Below are 16,273 nucleotides of genomic sequence, written 5' to 3'. Positions count from 1 at the left end.
CCGCGCCCCAACGGTATCAATGACGCAGCAGCCAGGCGGCGCCGAGCCGATCCGCCGTCAGGATCGCCGCCTGCACGCCAGCAGGGGTGACCTTGAACGGCATGTTGTGAATGGTTTCGCCGGCGGCGCAGCTGGCCTCGGCCACCGCCATCGTCTTCGTCGCCGCGTCGCCGGTAACGCCCATCTGCGCCAGCGTGATCGGCAAGCCGATGCCATGACAAAACGCCAGCACGGTTTCAATCTGCGCCATCGGGCTGTTCTGCAGCACCAGCTGCGCCAGGGTGCCGAACGCCACTTTTTCGCCGTGATAGAGGTGGTGACACTCCTCCAGCACGGTGAAACCGTTGTGAATGGCGTGCGCCGCCGCCAGCCCGCTGCTCTCGAAGCCGATGCCGCTCAGATACGTATTGGCCTCAATGATGCGTTCCACCGCTTCCGTCACCACGCCGGCCTCGACCGCCAGCTTGGCCTTCACCCCTTCGGCCAGCAGCGTGTCGTAGCACAGCCGCGCCAGACTGAGCGCCGCCAGCGTCGATTTGCCGCCGGCCATGCTGGTGGCCTGAGCGTCGAAGCAGGCCTGCGCTTCGAAATAGGTGGAGAGCGCGTCGCCCATGCCGGCTACCAGCAGGCGCACCGGCGCTTTGGCGATGATGGCGCTGTCCATCACTACCATGTCCGGGTTGCGCGGGTAGATCAGGTATTCGGCGAATTCGCCCTGTTCGGTGTAGATAACCGACAGCGCGCTGGTCGGCGCATCGGTGGAGGCGATGGTGGGAATGAGCACCACCGACAGCCGTTGGTAGTGGGCGACGGCCTTGGCGGTGTCGAGCGTCTTGCCGCCGCCGACGCCGATCACCCCGCGGCAGCCGTGGGTCTGCAGCTCGCGGCCAAGCCGGTCTATCTCTTTACGGCAGCACTCGCCGTTGAAGCGGGCCGCATGATGTTTCACGCCGTGCTGCTGCAGGCTGCCCATCAAGGTGTCGCCCGCCAACTGCATCACGAAGTCGTCGGCGATCACGAAATAATGGTCGGCGAGGGATTTGGCGTATTCGCCGACGGCGGCCAGCGCATTGGCGCCCTGAATGTATTTGCCTGGTGACTGGATGATTCTCAACATAACCGGATCCTTGTAGGGAGTTGGCGATGGTAACGTTCAGATATCAGGTGATGACGCGCCGACTTCGCCGCCGGCTTGTTGTTGTGCTTCGACTATGAGCGCCTGCCGCCCGCCTGGCGAGCCACGCGATTTTTGTTCCATTATGGAACATCATCATAGCGATAACGTTTCATGATGAAACGCCAATGCGCGTTTTTTCGCCGCGAAAGCGAACTGGCGCACACCCCAACGTATAACTGCGTAAAGAGTGGATTCTGCGGGCGTTTCAGCTTTAATTTTGACCATGTTTCCCCTATCCTTAGCGCCACTACTGGGAAAGGGCGAAAACAGCCCGCATGATGGGATTGATAACGATGAAACGGACAAAAAACATCAACCAAGAGACGTTCCGCAAATCCTGGCGCAGCTACCGTGTCGCGCCCGTGGCCTTGGCGATCAGCGCCGTCTTTATGCTGGCCGGCTGCGAGAAGAGCGATGAAACGGTCTCCCTGTATCAGAATGCCGATGACTGTTCGCGCGCCAACCCTTCGATGAGCGAGCAGTGCACCACCGCCTACAACAACGCCCTGAAAGAAGCGGCGAAAACCGCGCCGAAATACGCCACCCGCGAAGACTGCGTCGCCGAGTTCGGCGAAGCGCAGTGCACCCAGGCGCCGGCTCCGGCGCAGGCCGGCATGGCGGCGGAATCGCAAAGCAGCGGCAGCTTCTGGATGCCGCTGATGGCGGGCTACATGATGGGCCGCCTGATGGGCGGTTCCGGTTTCGCGCAGCAGCCGCTGTTCACCTCCAAGAACGCCGCCAGCCCGGCGAACGGCAAGTTTGTCGACGCCAGCGGCAAGAGCTACGGCCCGGCCACCGCCGGCGGTCGCACCATGACGGTGCCGAAAACCGCCATGGCGCCGAAGCCTGCGGTCACCAACACCGTGACCCGCGGCGGTTTCGGCGAGACCGTGGCCAAGCAGACCAGCATGCAGCGCAGCAGCGCCACCTCCAACTCCGGCTCTCGCAGCATGGGCGGTTGATGCATGAAACGTATTGCCATTACCGAGCGCCCGGACTGGCGCGAAAAAGCGACCGAGTTCGGCTTCCGTTTCCACACCATGTACGGCGAGCCGTACTGGTGTGAAGACGCCTATTACCAGTTCACGCTGGCGCAGATTGAAGAGATCGAAAATGCCACCGCCGAGCTGCATCAGATGTGCCTGCAGGTGGTGGAGAAAGTGGTCGCCAGCGACGAGCTGATGGCCAAGTTCTGCATCCCGAAACACACCTGGGAATTCGTGCGCAGCTCCTGGCGCACCAACCAGCCGTCGCTGTATTCGCGTCTCGATCTGGCCTACGACGGCGTCAATCCGCCGAAGCTGCTGGAGAACAACGCCGATACGCCCACCTCACTGTATGAAGCGGCCTTCTTCCAATGGCTGTGGCTGGAAGACCAGATCAACGCCGGCAAGCTGGATCCGGAATCGGATCAGTACAACAGCCTGCAGGAGAAACTGATCGAGCGTTTCGCCGAGCTGAAAGCGCATCACGGCTTCGGCCTGTTGCACCTGGCCTGCTGCCAGGACAGCGAAGAAGATCGCGGCACGGTGCAATACCTGCAGGACTGCGCGCAGGAAGCCGGTCTGCCGACCGAGTTCCTGTTCATGGAAGAGATCGGCCTCGGCGAGAAAGGCCAGTTCACCGATCTGCAGGATCAGGTGATCGGCAACCTGTTCAAGCTCTATCCGTGGGAATTCATGCTGCGCGAGATGTTCTCCACCAAGCTGGAAGACGCCGGCGTGCGCTGGCTGGAGCCGGCCTGGAAAAGCATCATCTCCAACAAGGCGCTGCTGCCGCTGCTGTGGGAAATGTTCCCGAATCACCCTAACCTGCTGCCGGCTTATTTCGCGCAAGACGATCATCCGCCGATGGATCATTACGTCACCAAACCGCTGTTCTCACGCGAAGGCGCCAATATCCAGATCGTCGAAAACGGTCAGGAAGTGGCGCGCGTCGATGGACCGTACGGTGAAGAAGGCATGATCGTGCAGCAGTTCCATCCGCTGCCGAAGTTCGAAGACAGCTACACGCTGATCGGCAGCTGGCTGGTGAACGATCAACCCTGCGGCATCGGCCTGCGCGAAGATCGCGAACTGATCACGCAGGATCTGTCGCGCTTCTATCCGCACACCATCCTCGGCTGATCGCCCCGCTGAAGGCAAAAACGCCAGTCTCTGACTGGCGTTTTTCTTTAGCCCACCTGCACCGACAGCATGCTCAGCGCTCCCATTTCGATACCGTCGATCGGCACGCTGATGGCCTCTTTTCCATCCCAGCCGCCGAGCACATACAGCAATGGCAGATAGTGTTCCGGCGTCGGGTTCGACAGCGCCGCGCCCTCATGGCGCATGAAATCCACCAGCGGGTGGTTATCGCCCCGATAACGCAGGTTATCCCGGACAAAGTTATTGAAAGACTCCGCCCACGGATAGGCGCTGGTATCGCCCTGCCATTTCACCATGCGCAGGTTGTGTACCACGTTGCCGCTGGCGACGATCATCACGCCCTCATCCCGCAGCGCCGCGAGTTTGCGGCCCAGCTCATAGTGGTAAGCCGCCGGCTGAGTGCCGTCGACGCTGAGCTGCACCACCGGGATATCGGCATTGGGATACATCTTGATCAATACGCCCCAGGTGCCGTGATCCAACCCCCACTCGCCGAGATCCGCCGTTACCGGCACCGGCGCCAGAATGTGCTGCAGCTGCGCAGCCAGCGCGGGGGAACCCGGCGCAGGGTAGCGGGTATCAAACAGCGCCTGCGGGAACCCGCCGAAGTCGTGAATGGTTTTGGGTTTTTCCATAGCGGTGACCGCAGTGCCGCGGGTATACCAATGCGCAGAAACCGCCACGATCGCCTTCGGACGCGGCAATGACTCACCCAACGCACGCCATGCCTGGGTGTAGCGGTTGTCTTCCAGCACGTTCATCGGGCTACCGTGGCCAAGAAACAGTGCCGGCATACGAGAGGTGTTCATAGAGCGATCCTTAGTTCAAATTGTGCTATGGCGTTACATTACGCGCTTTGCCGCAGCAACACAGCCGGATAACCGTGATGAAGATATTCAATAAATTTGAATTAAAAATCGCAAAAATGCACCGGCAAACAAAAAGTTAAAAAATGAATGATTTTCAAATGATTAATAAAAATCATGAATACCATGGCATTACTGCCACACAGATCTAAATTGTGAAAAATTTATGTATTTTTTGTTAACACAATCGATACACTCCTCCTGCCGTCGACAGGGTGTTGGCAGCCCGTCGGCGCTACGGGAATCACGTCTCACCAAGGAGGAATTCATGTTCAGACTCACACTGGCAACCCGCCTGGCGCTTTCCATGTCCTTGTTAGCCACCGGGGCGGCAGCCGCCAAAGCGACGGACAACGCGCCGCTGACGCAGCGCGAAGACCCTTACTTCCTTCAGGCGCAAGCTCAGCTGCAACAGCGACTGAAACAGACCCCAAACACCAACCGCGCTAAAAACGTCATTCTGGTGGTCGGTGACGGCATGGGGTTTTCCACCGTGACCGCCGCCCGTATTTTTGAAGGACAGCAGCGCGGCGTGGACGGCGAATCCAACGTGCTGGCCTGGGAAGCCTTCCCCTATCTGGCGGCAGCCAAAACCTATTCCGCCGACGCCCAAATCACCGACTCCGCGCCCAGCGCGGTGGCGATGACCACCGGCGTCAAAACCATCAACGATCTGATGGGTCTCAACCATACGGCCGCCCTCAACAACTGCGAGGATCAGCAAACCAAGGCCGTCACCACGCTGTGGGAGATGGCCGCAACGCTCGGCATGTCCACCGGCGCCGTGACGACCGCGACCATTACCCACGCCACGCCGGGCGCCACCTATGCCCATATCGCCAACCGCGACTGGGAGTCTGACGCCAAAATGCCGGCGGATGCCCTGGCCGCAGGCTGCCGCGACATCGCGCGCCAGCTGGTGGAAATGAAATACGGCAACGGCCTGAACGTGGCGATGGGCGGCGGGCGCGCCAACTTCCTGCCCGACAGCGTGAGCGATCCGGAATATCCCGGCAAGAAAGGCGCCAGAAGGGACGGCCGTGACCTGACGCAGGCCTGGCTGCAACGCTACGGCGAGCGCGGACAATACGTCTGGAATCAGGCCCAGTTCGACAAAATCGAACCGGGCAACGTCGACCATTTGCTGGCCCTGTTCGAGCCGTCGCACATGAACTTCGAGCATGACCGGCGGCAAGACGCGGCGGGAGAGCCTTCGCTGGCGGAAATGACCGGCAAGGCCATCGATATTCTGGCCAGGAATCCCGAAGGCTATCTGTTGCTGGTGGAAGGCGGGCGCGTCGATCACGGCAGCCATAACGGCAACGCCTACCGCACGCTAAGCGACGCGGTCGCCCTGAACGAGGCGGTGAAAACCATTGTCGGCAAGGTCAACCTGGACGAAACGCTGGTGATCGTGACCGGCGATCACAGCCACACGCTGACCATCGCCGGCTATGCCAAGCGCGGCAATCCTATCCTCGGCATTTCCGTCGGCGTCGACGGTAAACCTCGGCTGGGCAGCGACGGCAAGCCCTACACCACCCTCGGTTTCGCCAACGGCCCCGGCGGCGCGATCCCGCTGACCGAGCGCCCGGCATTGACCATGGAGCAAACCACCGCGCCCGACTTTATTCAGCCGGCGCTGGTGCCGCTGAAAAGCGAGACGCACGGCGGGGAAGATCTCGGCATCTACGCCATCGGCCCCTGGGCACATCTGTTCCAGGGTACGGTTGAGGAGAACTACACCTTCCACGTGATGAATTACGCCAGCCGCATCAGCGAACGCCTGTCAGAACGGTAGATACAAAAAAGCCGCATTACGCGGCTTTTTTATCGTTGAAAGCGGCCGGCTATCAGCTGGCTTTTTTCTCGTGCGCCTGGCGGTAGGCCACCAGATCTTCGATGGTCAGCACCACCATGTCGTGCTGTTTGGCGAAGGCGATCACTTCCGGCGCATGCGCCATGCTGCCATCGTCGTTGGTCAGTTCACACAGCACGCCGGCAGGTTTGAAACCGGCCATGGAGACCAGATCGATGGTCGCTTCGGTGTGGCCGCGACGGCTCAGCACGCCGCCCGGCTGCGCGCGCAGCGGGAACACGTGGCCCGGACGGTTCAGGTCGCTCGGCTTGGCGCTGTCTGCCACCGCCGCACGGATGGTGGTCAGGCGATCGGAAGCGGAAACCCCGGTGGTCACGCCCTGCGCCGCTTCGATGGTCACGGTGAAGGCGGTCTGGAACTGGCTGGAGTTGTTGGTCACCATCATCGGCAGCTCAAGCTGCTGACGACGTTCTTCGGTGATGCACAGGCACACGATGCCGCTGCCGTGGCGAATGGTCAGCGCCATCTGCTCAACGGTCATGGTTTCCGCGGCGAAGATCATGTCACCTTCGTTTTCACGGTTTTCATCATCGAGCACCATCACGCCGCGCCCGTTGCGCAGTGCGTCGATCGCGCGTTCAACGCGTTCTGTCGGCGTGCCGAAGTCTGAAAGTAGCGTCTGATTCATGGTAAAAAACCTCATTAAAAATTATGGATTACCAGAACCAGGGCGATCTTGAGGAGTAGCTAGCAATAGCTAAAAAAATAACGCAAGCGGGCGCATGCCCGGCAGATACCGTTACTCTCTCCCATCCGGACTATAACCGTCGGCCCCGGAATTACACCGGATCTGCTGACCTCTAACCGGCCTTTACAGGCTGGCTGAGCGCTCGCGGGCTTTCACCGTAGAAGGTGATTTACCGCCGGTGGGGACTTTCACCCCGCCCTGAGAATAAGCAAGATGACTATAACGCTAATGGATAGACAGGGCAATTGGCAAAAGCACAATTCGGCCACGCGCGGCGAATGCGCTTAATGGTGTTTATCCGGCGGGCAACTCGCATTACACTAAGCGGCAGCTATTAAACTCTGAAAGGGATACGCCATGATTGACCCGAAAAAAATCGAACAAATCGCACGCCAGGTTCATGAGTCCATGCCTAAAGGCGTTCGTGAATTCGGGGAAGACGTTGAGAAAAAAATCCGTCAGGTGCTGCAGTCGCAGTTGACCCGCCTGGATTTGGTTAACCGCGAAGAGTTCGACGTGCAGACTCAGGTGCTGTTGCGCACCCGCGAAAAGCTGGCGCTGTTGGAACAGCGCATGGCCGAGCTGGAAAGCAAGCTGAGCGCGGCGCCGGCCGCCAAACAGGAAGACGAATAATTCCCGCCAAGGGCGCGCACCGCGCGCCCTTGTTCTTTACGTCGCCCGGCGTTAGCCGCGCCCGTCTTTGATCGCTTTGATGATGTTGGTGGTCGACAGGCCGTCTTCAAAGTTCAGCACTTTGACATCGCCGCCGTTGGCCCACACTTCCGCACTGCCGGCAATCTCTTCCGGCTTGTAATCGCCGCCTTTGACCAGCAGATCCGGCAAGATGTCGGCGATCAAGCGCTGCGGCGTGTCCTCCTCGAACGGCACCACCCAATCCACCGCTTCCAGCGCACCCAGCACAATCATGCGGTTCTCCAGCGCGTTGACCGGGCGTTTTTCCCCTTTCAGGCGTTTGGTCGACGCATCGCTGTTCACCGCCACGATCAGGCGATCGCCCAGCTTGCGAGCATTGGCCAGATAAGAGACGTGGCCGGCATGCAGAATGTCGAAGATGCCGTTGGTCATCACCACTTTTTCGCCGCGCTGACGCGCCTGCGCGACGGCCTGTTTCAACTGCGCTTCGGTCATCACGCCAAAACCGGTCTCGGCGCGGCCGCGCACCGCGTTCTCCAGTTCGATCGGCGACACGGTGGAGGTACCGAGCTTGCCCACCACCACGCCGGCGGCGGCATTGGCCAGGAAACAGGACTCTTCCAGCGAGTTGCCGGCGGCCAGCGAGGCGGCCAGCACGCCGATCACGGTGTCGCCGGCGCCGGTCACATCGAACACTTCCTGCGCCTGGGTCGGCAAGTGCAGCGGCTCAACGCCCGGCTGCAGCAGCGTCATGCCGTGTTCGGAACGGGTAACCAGCAGCGCCGACAGCTCGAAATCCGCCACCAGCTTCATGCCGCGTTCTACCAGTTCCGCTTCATCCTTACAGTGGCCCACCACCGCTTCGAACTCGGACAGGTTCGGCGTCAGCAGCGTCGCGCCGCGATAGCGCTCGAAATCGGATCCTTTCGGATCGATCAGCACCGGCACCTTGGCGGCGCGCGCCAGTTGGATCATGCCCTGCACCTGGCTGAGCGCGCCCTTGGCGTAATCGGACAGCACCAGCGCGCCGATCTGCGGCAGCGCCTGCTGAATGCGCTCCAGCATCGGCTGCGGATCAACGTTGGAGAAGCCTTCTTCGAAGTCGAGACGGATCAGTTGCTGGTTGCGCGACAGCACGCGCAGCTTGGTAATGGTCGGATGGGTCGGCACCGAGACGAAGTCGCAGCGCACGTTGACTTCATTCAGCTTGGCGCTCAGCGCCCGCGCCGCATCGTCGATGCCGGTCAGGCCCACCAGACGGGAAGTGGCGCCCAGCGAAGCGATGTTCATCGCCACGTTAGCCGCGCCGCCGGGACGCTCTTCGATGGTATCGACCTTGACCACCGGCACCGGGGCTTCCGGTGAAATGCGGCTGGTCGGCCCATACCAATAGCGATCCAACATGACGTCACCGACCACCAGCACACCGGCGCGGCGAAAATCAGGCAGCGTAACTTTCATCCGATAACTCCAAAAAAGAACAAAATTTTAGTGGCGCAGATATTACCACAGACCGCCGGAATACCCGCAAAAAGGTATTAATCCAGCCATTTGGCCCAGCTGGCGCGCACCTGCTCGCGCTCGGCGGCAAACAGCCCGCTGCCGACCTTGCCGGAATGTTCCTGCAGCGCCAGGTGGTGGATCTCGTCGCGCATGGTGACATAGGCCTGGGTCAGCGCGCGCGCCTCTTCATCCGGCATGATGTCGTAATTGGCCATCAGCTCGAAGATGCGCACGTTGTCCGACCAACGCGTCAGGCGCGGTTCACCCGGCGCATAGCGTAAGACCAGATATTGGGCGATAAATTCGATGTCGGTAATGCCGCCCTCATCGGCCTTGATATCAAACAGATCGCGCTGCTTGTTGCCGAGATGGTTGCGCATCTTTTCGCGCATCTCGCGCACTTCGCGCTTCAGGGTCTGCGCATCGCGCGTTTTGCACAGGATCTCGCGCCGGATCGCGTCGAACTGCTGATGCAGCGCCGGATCGCCGTGCACGATGCGCGCGCGCACCAGAGCCTGATGCTCCCAGGTCCAGGCTTCGTTTTGCTGGTAGTCGGCGAACGCCTCGACGGTGCTGACCAGCATCCCCGCGGCGCCGGAAGGCCGCAGGCGCGCGTCCACCTCATACAGAATGCCCGAGGACGTGCGGGTGCTGAACAGATGCATCACCCGCTGCGCCAGCCGCAGGTAGAACTGGCGGCCGTCGATGCAGCGATCGCCGTCGGTCATCACCTCCGGCGGGCAATCCAACAGGAACACCAGATCGAGATCGGAACTGTACCCCAGCTCCCAGCCGCCCAGTTTGCCATAGCCGATCACCGCAAAGCCGCGCCCCTCCCGCTCCTGCAAATGGGTGGGCTGGCCATAGCGCGCCACCATGTCGCTCCAGGCCTGTTGCACCACCGCGTCGATGATCGCCTCAGCCAGATAAGTCAGGTGATCGCTCACTTTCATCACCGGCAGCGCGCCGGCGATATCCGCAGCGGCGATGCGCAGCTGCTGAGCCTGTTTGAACTGACGCAGCGCCTCCAGCTTTTGCTCTTCGTCGTCTTCCGGCACCCGCAGCAGATACTGCCGCAGCTCGCTGCGGTAGGCGTCCAGCGCCACCGGCTGATACAGCGTGGCCGGATCCAGCAGCTCGTCCAGCAGCAGCGGGTAACGCGACAGCTGGTTGGCGACCATCGGCGACGCGGCGCACAGGCGGATCAGATGGCTGAGCGCCGCATGGTACTCCACCAGCAACTCGAGATAGGTAGTGCGGGTGACGATGCTCAGCAGCAGCTGCGCCAGCCGCACCAGCGCGGTCGGTGCGTCCTGGCGCGGGCATACCTCCGCCAGCAGGCGCGGCATCAGCTGATCGAGCACGTCGCGGCCGCGCGGGCCGATGGTGCGCTTGTCGACGTCGTGACGAAAATCGGCGATGGTGCGCAGCATCTGTCGACGCGCCTCTTCGTCCAGGTGCGGCGTCAGCGGCGCCAGCTCGTTCTCCTCCAGCGCGTCCTGCCACAGACTGTGATAGTGCTGGTAATCGGGATCTTCGCCGACATCCGGGCTATCGTCACCGATCAGGTCGTCGAACACCGCGCGCACCGCCTGCATGTGCACGTCCAGCGCCGCCATCAGCGCCGGCCAATCCGCCAACCCCATGCCGTAGGCCAACCGGGCCTGATCGAGCGCCTCCTGCGGCAGCGTCTGGGTTTGCTGATCGCCGATCGCCTGCAGCAGGTTCTCCAGCCGCCGCAGGAACAGGTAGGCGGCGCTCAGCGCCCGCACCTGCTTGCTTTCCAGCAGCCCCAGCTCGCCCACCGCCTGCAGCGTCGGCAGCAGCGAACGCCCCTGCAGCGCCGGTTCACGGCCGCCGCGGATCAGCTGGAATACCTGGGTGATGAATTCGATTTCGCGAATGCCGCCGGCGCCCAGCTTGATGTTGTCCTTCAGGCCGCGCCGCCGCACTTCACGGGCGATCATGCCCTTCATGTTGCGCAGAGACTGAATGACGCTGAAATCAATGTAACGACGGAACACGAACGGCCGCAGCGTTTTACGCAGCTCCTGGCTGTAGGCGTCTTCCGCCCCGCCCATCAGGCGCGCCTTCACCATCGCATAGCGTTCCCAGTCGCGCCCCTGTTCCTGGTAGTAATCCTCCAGCGCCGCAAAGCTCATCACCAACGGGCCGCTGTCGCCGAACGGCCGCAGCCGCATGTCCACGCGATAGACGAAGCCATCGATGGTCTGTTGATCCAGCGCCTTGATCAGCCGCTGGCCGAGACGGGTGAAGAACTGGGCGTTATCCAGCTCGCGCCGCCCGCCCTGGGTTTGACCATTTTCCGGGTAAGCGAAGATCAGATCGATGTCCGACGAGAAGTTCAGTTCGCCGCCGCCCAGCTTGCCCATGCCGAGGACCAGCAGCGGCTGCGGTTCGCCGTCGGCATTGCACGGCGTGCCCCACTCGCGGCAACAGGTTTGGTACAGCCAGTCGCGCGCGCTGACGATCAGCGTCTCCGCCAGCCCGCTCAGCTGCAGCAACGTTTCTTCGGTCGAACACAGCCCCTGCGCCTGCGCCCAGGCGATGCGCACCAGCGTTTCGCGGCGAAACAGACGCAGCGTGCGCATCAGTTGCGCTTCGTCGCGCACCTCTTCCAGCTCGTCCTGCAACCAGGCGGCGTAGTGTTGCCACTCGCCAGGCGCCGGCGGCTGTTCGCGCAGCGTCGCCAGCCAGGCCGGCTGGGCGAGCAGCGCGTCGCTGACGAAGTCGCTCGACGCCAGCACCCACTGCTCTTGCTCGCTAAAGGCGCAGTCCGCGCCGTGAACTTCCTGAAAACGCTGCACAACCTGCTGTGCCTGAGCCTGTAACGCGGCTGAAAGTGGCGACATAGTGTATGACCCGTTCTGCGGCCCACGGCTGGCGGGCCGGCTGGATTAACGAAGCGCGCCGTTTAACCAGAATGGCGCATGCGATAAGGCCTGTTTGCGGCTGGCTTCATACCAGCCCTGGCGGCGCTCGCTCAGCGCCGCCTGCAGCTCGCGCCAGGCGTCGATATAAGGCCCGGTCTGCTCGTCGGGGTAAGCGCCCGACAGCAGGACCAGCGCCGAAATCTGACGCGTCAGGCGCGGCAATTGTTCCTGATATTCATCTTCGTTCAGCGTACGGCTGAAGGCTTCTTTCAGCTCCGCGCCGCTGCGCCCCAGCATGATGTCGCTGAAGCGTTTGAAAGAACCGTCCAGTTTGGCCTGCCCTTTGGCGTCGATAAACGGCCGCCAGGCGCCGCGCACCAGCCATGATGTGAGCGCCAACTTACATTGCAGATAGGCCGCGCTGTAGCACAGGCTTTCCGGTTGCGCGGCTTTGTCCGCCAACAGCGGTTCGAGCTCGGTCAGGCGGGCGCGCAGATCGGCGCTGGCCTTGCGCGGCACCAGGCCGCCGAAGATCACCAGCGCCTGGCGGATGGTGCCGACCGCTTCGAGGACCGCCCCGCGCGCCTGCGCATCGCCGCGCAGCCACAGCTCCTCATGGTACTGCCAATGGTTGAGCGCCAGCTCGAAGGCGGCGATCATCCCCTGCTCCACGGTCGCCTTCGCCGCCGGCTTCAGCACCCGCAGCGGGCGCACCTCGCGCGGCGGATTGCCCTGCGCCAGGTGGTAGCCGCGCGCCGCCTTGCTCAGGCTGCCCTGACGCAGCCCGCCATGGGCCGCCAGCTCGCCGGCCAATGCCAGCAGATCGGCGGTGTTGCCTTTCAGCAGCTCCAGTTCGATCTCGCTCAGGGCTTCGCTGAGGTCACCGGCACGCACCTCTCCCTGATCCAAGCCAATCTCGATCTCGCTTTGGCCGTAAGTGACCACCCACTTTTCACGCGCAAAGTCGGTACGGAACAGCGGCTGCAACGCCTGCTGCAGCGCCGCGATATCACAATCCTGTGGCCAGATGTCGGCAGGAAACTGCGCCAGCGCCAGCTGCGGCTCGGCGATAGCGACGTTGTATTCCGGACGTTGGTGCAGGCCGGCCACCACTTTACCGGCGGTTTTGATGGTCATCTCATAACGATCGTCGAAACCGCGAATGCGCAGCCCCATGTCGTGATTGCGCAGGAAGTTATCGGCCGTTTCGAAGTAAATGTTGGTCAGTTTTTGCGGCGCGGAATGCTGATGCGGCCAGGCGGCAAGCCATTGCGGCAGAGCGGCCACCGCTTGCGGCGCGGCGATGAATTTCAGTTCAATTTCAACGGTCATAATTCTTTAACACCAATAAGTTATGCATTCACGTCTGTTTCAGCGCGGCGCGTTCGGCCGCCGCATACTGCCCAATGACGCACAGTTGCCGTTATCTTACCGCGATTCCCGGCGCCTTAACCCTGCTAACTGTAGAAAAAACCTGTTACGTTATAAAACGCCGCGCAACTCACAGAATCAGCCACAGTAAGATAGTTCTCATTCCGGTTTTGGCGTTGCGTCGTCAGACTGAACGCTCTACTATCGTTCCATAAATTCACCAAGAAACGATGAACTAATGCAGAAATTACGCCTGATTTGCCTTGCCGCGCTGAGCTTCAGCATCACTTGGGGCGCACATGCCGAAGATAAACGCTATATCTCCGATGAGTTAAGCACTTACGTCCATAGCGGCCCAGGTAATCAGTACCGTATTGTCGGCACTCTGAACGCCGGTGAAGAAGTCACCCTGCTGAGCGTCAACGACAGCACCAACTACGGCCAGATCCGCGATCCGAAAGGCCGCACCACCTGGATCCCACTCGATCAGCTCAGCCAGACGCCGAGCCTGCGCACCCGCGTGCCCGAGCTGGAACAGCAGGTGAAAACCCTGACCGACAAGCTGGCCAACATCGATAACACCTGGAACCAGCGCACGGCGGAAATGCAGGAAAAAGTCGCGGGCAGCGACAGCACCATCAGCAGCCTGCAGAAGGAAAACCAGGATCTGAAAAACCAGCTGGTGGTCGCGCAGAAGAAGGTTAACGCCGTTAACCTGCAGCTCGACGACAAACAGCGCACCATTATTCTGCAGTGGTTCATGTACGGCGGCGGCGTCGCCGGCGTCGGCTTGCTGCTGGGCCTGCTGTTGCCGCACCTGATCCCGCGCCGCAAGAACAACAATCGCTGGATGAACTGATCTCAGTATCGTTCAGTTTGAGTATGGGCGCCTGCGGGCGCCCTTTTTATTGGCGCCGACATCCCGCGGCCAATTCATGTAATCTGATAGACAGAGCCTTACACGATATTCAGGAGTCAACAGTGCAGATTTATCTGGTCGGCGGCGCCGTTCGCGACAGCCTGCTCGACATTCCGGTGGTCGATCATGATTGGGTGGTGGTGGGCGCCACGCCGGCCGAGCTGCTGGCATTGGGCTACCAGCAGGTCGGCAAAGACTTTCCGGTATTCCTCAATCCCGACACCCACGAGGAGTACGCGCTGGCGCGCACCGAGCGCAAATCCGGCCAGGGATACACCGGTTTTACCTGCTATGCCGCGCCGGACGTCACGCTGGAGGAGGATCTGCTGCGGCGCGATCTGACCATCAACGCCATCGCCCGTTCCGCCGAGGGGGAGCTGATTGATCCTTACGGCGGCGTGGCCGATCTGCAGGCGCGCGTGCTGCGCCACGTTTCCGACGCCTTCGGCGAAGATCCGCTGCGCGTACTGCGCGTGGCGCGCTTCACCGCCCGCTTCGCCCATCTGGGTTTTCGCATCGCCGACGAAACGCTCGCCCTGATGCGCCGGATGGCGCACAGCGGTGAACTGGCCGCGCTGACCGCCGAACGCGTCTGGAAAGAAACGGAAAAGGCGCTGCAAAGCCAGAGCCCGCAGGTCTATTTTCAGGTGCTGCGCGACTGCGATGCGCTGGCGGTGCTGTTCCCGGAAATCGACGCGCTGTTCGGCGTGCCGGCTCCCGCCAAGTGGCACCCGGAGATCGACACCGGCGTGCACACGCTGATGGCGTTGGCGATCGCCGCCCGCCTCACGCCGGAGGTGGACGTGCGCTTCGCCACCCTGTGCCATGACCTCGGCAAGGGATTGACGCCAAAAGAGTTCTGGCCGCATCACCACGGCCACGGCCCGGCCGGCGTGCGGCTGGTTGAGGCGCTGTGCCAGCGGCTGCGGGTGCCTAACCCGGTGCGCGATCTGAGCAAGCTGGTGGCCGAGTACCATGATCTGATCCACACCGTGAACAAGCTGCGGCCGGAGACCCTATTGAAGCTGTTCGACGCCATCGACGTCTGGCGCAAGCCGCACCGGCTGGAGCAGATGATCCTGACCAGCGAGGCGGACGCGCGCGGCCGTACCGGCTTTGAGGAGAATCCCTATCCACAGGGCGACTATCTGCGCCAGGCGTATCAGGTGGCGAACGCGGTATCGATTAAAGAGGTGGTGGCCAGCGGGCTGCAGGGCACCGCGATCCGCGACGAGCTCAAACGCCGCCGCCAGCAGGCGCTGGCCGAGTGGAAGCTCACCCAAACCATCATCAACGATCAGGCATAAAAAAACCCCGCGGAGCGGGGTTTTTTCTTGGCGTGAAGGCTTACAGGAACACCATGTAAACCACGGCCGCCACGATAAAGCGGTAGATAGCGAACGGCACGAACGAGATGCGTTTGATCAGCGACAGGAAGGTCTTGATCGCAACCAGCGCCACCACGAAGGCGGTGACGAAACCGACGGCGAACATCGGCAGGTCGCCCCAGGTCAGGAAGTGCAGGCTCTTATACAGATCCAGGCCGCTGGCGCCAATCATCATCGGCACAGCCAGAATGAAGGAGAACTCGGACGCCGCATAGCGGTTCACGCCCACCAGCATGCCGCCGGCGATAGTGGAACCCGAACGGGAGAAGCCCGGCCACAGCGCCAGACACTGGAAGCAACCGATCATGAACGCCTGACGGTAAGTGATGTCATCCAACCCTTCCGCGCTAGGCTTCTTCGGCTTCAGCCATTCCGCCGCCAGCAGCAGCAGGCCGCCGACCACCAACGCGTACATCACGTTTTTCGGCGCAAACAGCGACTTGATGAAATCATGGAAGGCCAGCCCCAGCACCACCGCCGGGATCATCGCCAGCAGGATGTGCCCCAGCTTCAGCTGGCCGCTGGTTTTGCCTTCGTGCTCCACCGGCTTGCCGCCGAAATGGATGCCGATCAGACCGAACAACCGGCGCCAGAACATCACGACGACGGCCAGGATCGACCCCAGCTGGATAATGACTTCAAAGGTTTTGGCTTTGTCGCCGGTAAAGCCCAGCCACTCGCCGACGATGATCATATGCCCGGTGGAAGACACCGGCAAAAATTCGGTTAATCCCTCGACAACCCCAAGAACAAACGCAATAAACAGTGAATGCATGTCTGCCATGTG

General features: G+C 61.5%; 13 protein-coding genes and 1 riboswitch. Of the genes, 6 read left to right on the top strand and 7 right to left on the bottom strand.

Translation table 11 applies throughout. From position 1 onward, the window contains the following. Positions 1-16: 16 nt before the first annotated feature. A complete protein-coding gene (locus tag HWW83_RS10245; protein WP_176589270.1) occupies positions 17-1,117 on the bottom strand; it encodes a glycerol dehydrogenase in 1,101 nt (366 codons plus the stop codon). A 353-nt stretch (positions 1,118-1,470) separates the two neighbouring features. Here HWW83_RS10245 and HWW83_RS10240 point away from each other — a divergent pair, with 353 nt between their 5' ends. Further along, positions 1,471-2,139: a DUF1190 family protein gene (locus tag HWW83_RS10240; RefSeq protein WP_033644601.1), complete on the top strand. Its 669-nt coding sequence runs from the start codon at positions 1,471-1,473 to the stop codon at positions 2,137-2,139. 3 nt (positions 2,140-2,142) lie between these two features. Continuing rightward, positions 2,143-3,303 (top strand): glutathionylspermidine synthase family protein, encoded by a 1,161-nt coding sequence (locus HWW83_RS10235; protein ID WP_033644600.1) that lies wholly within the window; start codon positions 2,143-2,145, stop codon positions 3,301-3,303. A 47-nt stretch (positions 3,304-3,350) separates the two neighbouring features. On the opposite strand, the gene ygiD is transcribed toward HWW83_RS10235, so the two are convergent. Beyond that, positions 3,351-4,133 (bottom strand): 4,5-DOPA-extradiol-dioxygenase, encoded by a 783-nt coding sequence (ygiD, locus tag HWW83_RS10230; protein WP_033644599.1) that lies wholly within the window; start codon positions 4,131-4,133, stop codon positions 3,351-3,353. A 325-nt stretch (positions 4,134-4,458) separates the two neighbouring features. On the opposite strand from ygiD, the gene HWW83_RS10225 reads away from it, so the two are divergent. After that, positions 4,459-5,991, top strand: coding sequence for an alkaline phosphatase (locus tag HWW83_RS10225; protein ID WP_089197452.1), 1,533 nt, complete (start codon positions 4,459-4,461; stop codon positions 5,989-5,991). Between the two features lie 52 nt (positions 5,992-6,043). Here HWW83_RS10225 and ribB read toward each other — a convergent pair whose 3' ends face one another. Beyond that, the gene (gene ribB / locus HWW83_RS10220; RefSeq protein ID WP_033636071.1) at positions 6,044-6,697 is read right to left on the bottom strand and encodes a 3,4-dihydroxy-2-butanone-4-phosphate synthase; all 654 of its coding nucleotides are present in this window, start codon (positions 6,695-6,697) and stop codon (positions 6,044-6,046) included. A gap of 109 nt (positions 6,698-6,806) precedes the next feature. Next, positions 6,807-6,967, bottom strand: a riboswitch (FMN riboswitch). Between the two features lie 147 nt (positions 6,968-7,114). On the opposite strand from ribB, the gene ubiK reads away from it, so the two are divergent. Then, on the top strand, positions 7,115-7,390 hold the full coding sequence (ubiK, locus tag HWW83_RS10215; RefSeq protein ID WP_004937216.1) for a ubiquinone biosynthesis accessory factor UbiK: 276 nt from the start codon (positions 7,115-7,117) through the stop codon (positions 7,388-7,390). A gap of 51 nt (positions 7,391-7,441) precedes the next feature. On the opposite strand, the gene hldE is transcribed toward ubiK, so the two are convergent. The 3 genes from hldE to HWW83_RS10200 form a co-directional block, all read right to left on the bottom strand. Next, positions 7,442-8,872, bottom strand: a complete 1,431-nt coding sequence (gene hldE / locus HWW83_RS10210) for a bifunctional D-glycero-beta-D-manno-heptose-7-phosphate kinase/D-glycero-beta-D-manno-heptose 1-phosphate adenylyltransferase HldE (RefSeq protein ID WP_033644597.1) — start codon at positions 8,870-8,872, stop codon at positions 7,442-7,444. A gap of 77 nt (positions 8,873-8,949) precedes the next feature. Next, on the bottom strand, positions 8,950-11,787 hold the full coding sequence (gene glnE / locus HWW83_RS10205) for a bifunctional [glutamate--ammonia ligase]-adenylyl-L-tyrosine phosphorylase/[glutamate--ammonia-ligase] adenylyltransferase (RefSeq protein WP_033644596.1): 2,838 nt from the start codon (positions 11,785-11,787) through the stop codon (positions 8,950-8,952). Between the two features lie 45 nt (positions 11,788-11,832). Beyond that, a complete protein-coding gene (locus HWW83_RS10200; protein WP_047573618.1) occupies positions 11,833-13,140 on the bottom strand; it encodes a CYTH domain-containing protein in 1,308 nt (435 codons plus the stop codon). Positions 13,141-13,417: 277 nt separating this feature from the next. Here HWW83_RS10200 and HWW83_RS10195 point away from each other — a divergent pair, with 277 nt between their 5' ends. Both HWW83_RS10195 and HWW83_RS10190 read left to right on the top strand, forming a co-directional pair. After that, entirely contained in the window at positions 13,418-14,038 is a 621-nt protein-coding gene (locus tag HWW83_RS10195) for a TIGR04211 family SH3 domain-containing protein (RefSeq protein ID WP_033644594.1), read from the top strand. Between the two features lie 122 nt (positions 14,039-14,160). Beyond that, a complete protein-coding gene (locus HWW83_RS10190) occupies positions 14,161-15,405 on the top strand; it encodes a multifunctional CCA addition/repair protein (protein ID WP_033644593.1) in 1,245 nt (414 codons plus the stop codon). A gap of 40 nt (positions 15,406-15,445) precedes the next feature. Here the strand turns inward: HWW83_RS10190 and bacA are convergent, their stop codons facing one another. After that, positions 15,446-16,270 (bottom strand): undecaprenyl-diphosphate phosphatase, encoded by an 825-nt coding sequence (gene bacA / locus HWW83_RS10185; protein ID WP_033644592.1) that lies wholly within the window; start codon positions 16,268-16,270, stop codon positions 15,446-15,448. Positions 16,271-16,273: the final 3 nt, after the last annotated feature.

It is taken from the genome of Serratia ureilytica, assembly GCF_013375155.1.
Taxonomy (GTDB): domain Bacteria; phylum Pseudomonadota; class Gammaproteobacteria; order Enterobacterales; family Enterobacteriaceae; genus Serratia; species Serratia ureilytica.
The sequence above is the reverse complement of the archived record's forward strand: the minus strand, read 5'-3'. Positions and strand labels throughout refer to the sequence as shown.

Coding starts and splice junctions, on each gene's coding strand:
- HWW83_RS10245 (WP_176589270.1), bottom strand. CDS start 1,117: ATGTTGAGAATCATCCAGTCACCAGGCAAATACATTCAGGGCGCCAAT.
- HWW83_RS10240 (WP_033644601.1), top strand. CDS start 1,471: ATGAAACGGACAAAAAACATCAACCAAGAGACGTTCCGCAAATCCTGG.
- HWW83_RS10235 (WP_033644600.1), top strand. CDS start 2,143: ATGAAACGTATTGCCATTACCGAGCGCCCGGACTGGCGCGAAAAAGCG.
- ygiD (WP_033644599.1), bottom strand. CDS start 4,133: ATGAACACCTCTCGTATGCCGGCACTGTTTCTTGGCCACGGTAGCCCG.
- HWW83_RS10225 (WP_089197452.1), top strand. CDS start 4,459: ATGTTCAGACTCACACTGGCAACCCGCCTGGCGCTTTCCATGTCCTTG.
- ribB (WP_033636071.1), bottom strand. CDS start 6,697: ATGAATCAGACGCTACTTTCAGACTTCGGCACGCCGACAGAACGCGTT.
- ubiK (WP_004937216.1), top strand. CDS start 7,115: ATGATTGACCCGAAAAAAATCGAACAAATCGCACGCCAGGTTCATGAG.
- hldE (WP_033644597.1), bottom strand. CDS start 8,872: ATGAAAGTTACGCTGCCTGATTTTCGCCGCGCCGGTGTGCTGGTGGTC.
- glnE (WP_033644596.1), bottom strand. CDS start 11,787: ATGTCGCCACTTTCAGCCGCGTTACAGGCTCAGGCACAGCAGGTTGTG.
- HWW83_RS10200 (WP_047573618.1), bottom strand. CDS start 13,140: ATGACCGTTGAAATTGAACTGAAATTCATCGCCGCGCCGCAAGCGGTG.
- HWW83_RS10195 (WP_033644594.1), top strand. CDS start 13,418: ATGCAGAAATTACGCCTGATTTGCCTTGCCGCGCTGAGCTTCAGCATC.
- bacA (WP_033644592.1), bottom strand. CDS start 16,270: ATGGCAGACATGCATTCACTGTTTATTGCGTTTGTTCTTGGGGTTGTC.